Origin of the sequence: Halobacillus sp. (assembly GCF_049282395.1) — a bacterium.
GTDB lineage: Bacteria > Bacillota > Bacilli > Bacillales > Halobacillaceae > Halobacillus.
This window is the reverse complement of record NZ_JBAPTY010000208.1, coordinates 1-2,731: the sequence shown is the minus strand read 5'-3', so window position 1 is coordinate 2,731 and position 2,731 is coordinate 1. Positions and strand designations below refer to the sequence as shown.

Here is a 2,731-nt window from a genome sequence, read left to right as displayed (position 1 = left end):
CTCGGTATGATTTCTAGTTACTCCAAGCTCCACCACCGTTGTTTCTCCTTCAGCAAGCATCCCGGCTAGAAGAAGAGCTGATTTCACTTGTGCGCTCCTTACTTGTAAATGATGCGTAGTGCCTTTTAATTTAGTACCCTCAAATGCCAGAGGCAGCACAGAGGCATTCTTACGCCCAGAAATACTGGCACCCATCTCACGCAAAGGATGGACTACACGATCCATAGGTCGCTTAGATAAAGACGGGTCTCCGTATGCTGAAGTAAATAGCGGAAGGCCAGCTAAAACTCCGCTCATCAAGCGGGCTGTAGTGCCTGAGTTTCCAAAGTTTACTGGTAATTCAGCTTCCTTCAAATGTGGAATTCCTTTCCCATATACAGTCAACTCATCCCCTGACTGCTCTATTTGAACACCAAGCTGTCTAAAAGCTTCCACCGTCCGCATGCAATCTTCACCTGTTAAAAAGTTTGTAATATTGGAAACGCCTTGGCTCAATGATGAAAATATTACTGCCCTATGGGAAATAGATTTATCCCCGGGAACAGTGAGACTACCTTTCAAACTTTTAGTTGGAGGACCTAACTCTATGGCTGACATCTTACACACCCCTTATTGTTGTATCATCACTTCATATTGATGAGCTTCAAGCACTTTTTTACTTTTCCATTGCTCATCACTCGCAGCGAAACTAATTCGCAGCACACCTGTAATCCCTTCACGAATTTCCAGGATCTGAATGTTTTTAATACTAATTTCCTCATCAGCTAATAAACCTATAACATGGTAGATCGCACCTGGCTGGTCATGAATATCCACATAAATATCATAAAAAGCGGGGATCGCGCCTCTGTCTCTTACAGGCAGCTCATCGCGGTAATGCTTAGCATCTAAGAGATATTTATATGTCCGTTCACTCTCTTCATTTTGCAAAAAGTTTTTCACCTTATCCATTTCCTTTATCCAATCATCCAGCATAGAAATTAGCAAATTACGGTTTTGGAAGAAAATATCCTGCCAGAGTTTAGGGTTGCTAGAAGCAATCCTGGTAATATCTTTAAATCCTCCTGCAGCCAGTTGTTCAATATACGGATGAGTTTCCTGCCATTGTTTTGCCTGATGGACCAGTGAAGAAGCAATTAGATGAGGAAAATGAGATATTACCGCTGTCATCTCATCATGCTCTTTAGTAGAAAAGGTCAAGAACCTGGCTTCCGTTTCGGAGAACAATTCCTTCAACCTCTCTGCTTCATGAACAGATGCGTGAAGCGAAGGCGTAAGCACATATATAGCATTTTCAAATAAATGAGGTTTAGCAGCCGTGTATCCCTGTTTATGGGAACCTGCCATTGGGTGCCCGCCCACAAAAGAGACTTTAGAGTGACTCAAGTTATTTGCGGCTTCCAGTACATTGTTTTTTACTGAGGATACATCCGTTACCAACAGGGATTTAGAAAGCTCGATGGATTCTAATTGTTTTAAATATTGGATGGTTATTGAAATAGGAGTAGCCAGAACACACACATCCGCCTGTTTCACGGCAGAACCAAAATCATGTGAGTCACTATGGATAACTCCCTGTTTCTTTGCCATACTTATCGTTTCAGGATCCTGGTCAATGCCAATTACATGTACGTTTTCTTTTTTTGAAACGTTCATTGCAAGAGAGCCTCCAATCAGGCCCAAGCCCACGATTAATACTGTCTGCTTCATTACTTTACTCCTGATACTAGTTTCTGTTTCATTTCCTCCTGGATCACGGCCATATCCTCTGAACGGCCGATCGTCAGACGGATCGTATTAGGAAGTCCCAACGCTTCCCCTGAACGGACAATAAAACCTTTTGCGAGCAAATGCTGAAACATTTCGTCCCCGCTGAACGGAAGATGGATAAGCAGAAAATTGGCTTGTGAATCATAGTAGGATAAGCCATTCTCATCACAAAACTTCATGAGGGCTCTTTTATTTTTCTTATTCTCTTCAAGCGACATCTTTAAAAATTGCTGATCGTCCAAAGCCAGAATGGCAGCGGCCTGAGAAACGGTCGTCGTATTAAACGGCTCACGTGAAGGTTCCAGCATGCGGATCACGTCTGGGTGCCCCACTCCATATCCGATTCGAAGTCCGGCCAAGCCATAAGCTTTTGAAAATGTGCGCAGTACAATAAGGTTGGTATAGTTGTCCAAGGCAGCTAAAGAATCAAAGTAGTCATCTGTTTCCAAATACTCATAATAGGCTTCATCTAGAACGACTAAAACGTGGTCGGGGCATGCATCCATTACCGCTTTAAGCTTTTCACTTTCGATATGTACCCCAGTAGGATTATTAGGCGTACAAATCCACAACACCCTGGTTTGAGAATCGATCTGCCTTAACATTTCCTCAAGGTCATGATGGCCGTCTACTAATGGCACCTCTCTCACTTCTGCACCTTCTATCAAAGCGTTATGCCGATATTGAGGAAAAGTCGGTGCTGCCATAATCGTATTAGCTCCCGGCTCTAAAAACGTGCGGCATATAATCTGCACAACTTCATCGGACCCATTTCCAAAAATTAGCTGATTATCATTCACATTAATAAATTCAGCTACTTTTCTCCGCACTGCAGCTGCATATCCATCAGGATAAATTTCTAAGTTAGTGATTAACTCAGGTAGTTCTTGTTTCACCTTAGGAGAAAATCCAAATGGGTTTTCGTTCGAAGCTAGCTTAACGATTCGTTCAAGCCCGTATT

Annotated in this window: 3 protein-coding genes; all 3 read right to left on the bottom strand. The window is 42.7% G+C overall.

Going from position 1 to position 2,731, the window contains the following annotated elements; all coding sequences use genetic code 11:
* Positions 1-597, bottom strand: a 597-nt coding sequence (locus WAM07_RS09355; protein WP_422166294.1) for a 3-phosphoshikimate 1-carboxyvinyltransferase, incomplete at its 3' end; no start/stop codon positions are given.
* A gap of 12 nt (positions 598-609) precedes the next feature.
* Positions 610-1,710 carry a prephenate dehydrogenase gene (locus WAM07_RS09350; RefSeq protein ID WP_422166292.1) on the bottom strand — a complete coding sequence of 367 codons (1,101 nt, stop codon included), beginning with the start codon at positions 1,708-1,710 and terminating at the stop codon, positions 610-612.
* Positions 1,710-2,731 (bottom strand): histidinol-phosphate transaminase (gene hisC / locus WAM07_RS09345; protein ID WP_422166290.1); only part of this gene is annotated, 1,022 nt, incomplete at its 5' end. The genes hisC and WAM07_RS09350, both read right to left, overlap by 1 nt.

Bases quoted from the DNA above. Each gene is read 5' to 3' on its own strand.
- WAM07_RS09350 (WP_422166292.1), bottom strand. From the start codon at position 1,710: ATGAAGCAGACAGTATTAATCGTGGGCTTGGGCCTGATTGGAGGCTCT.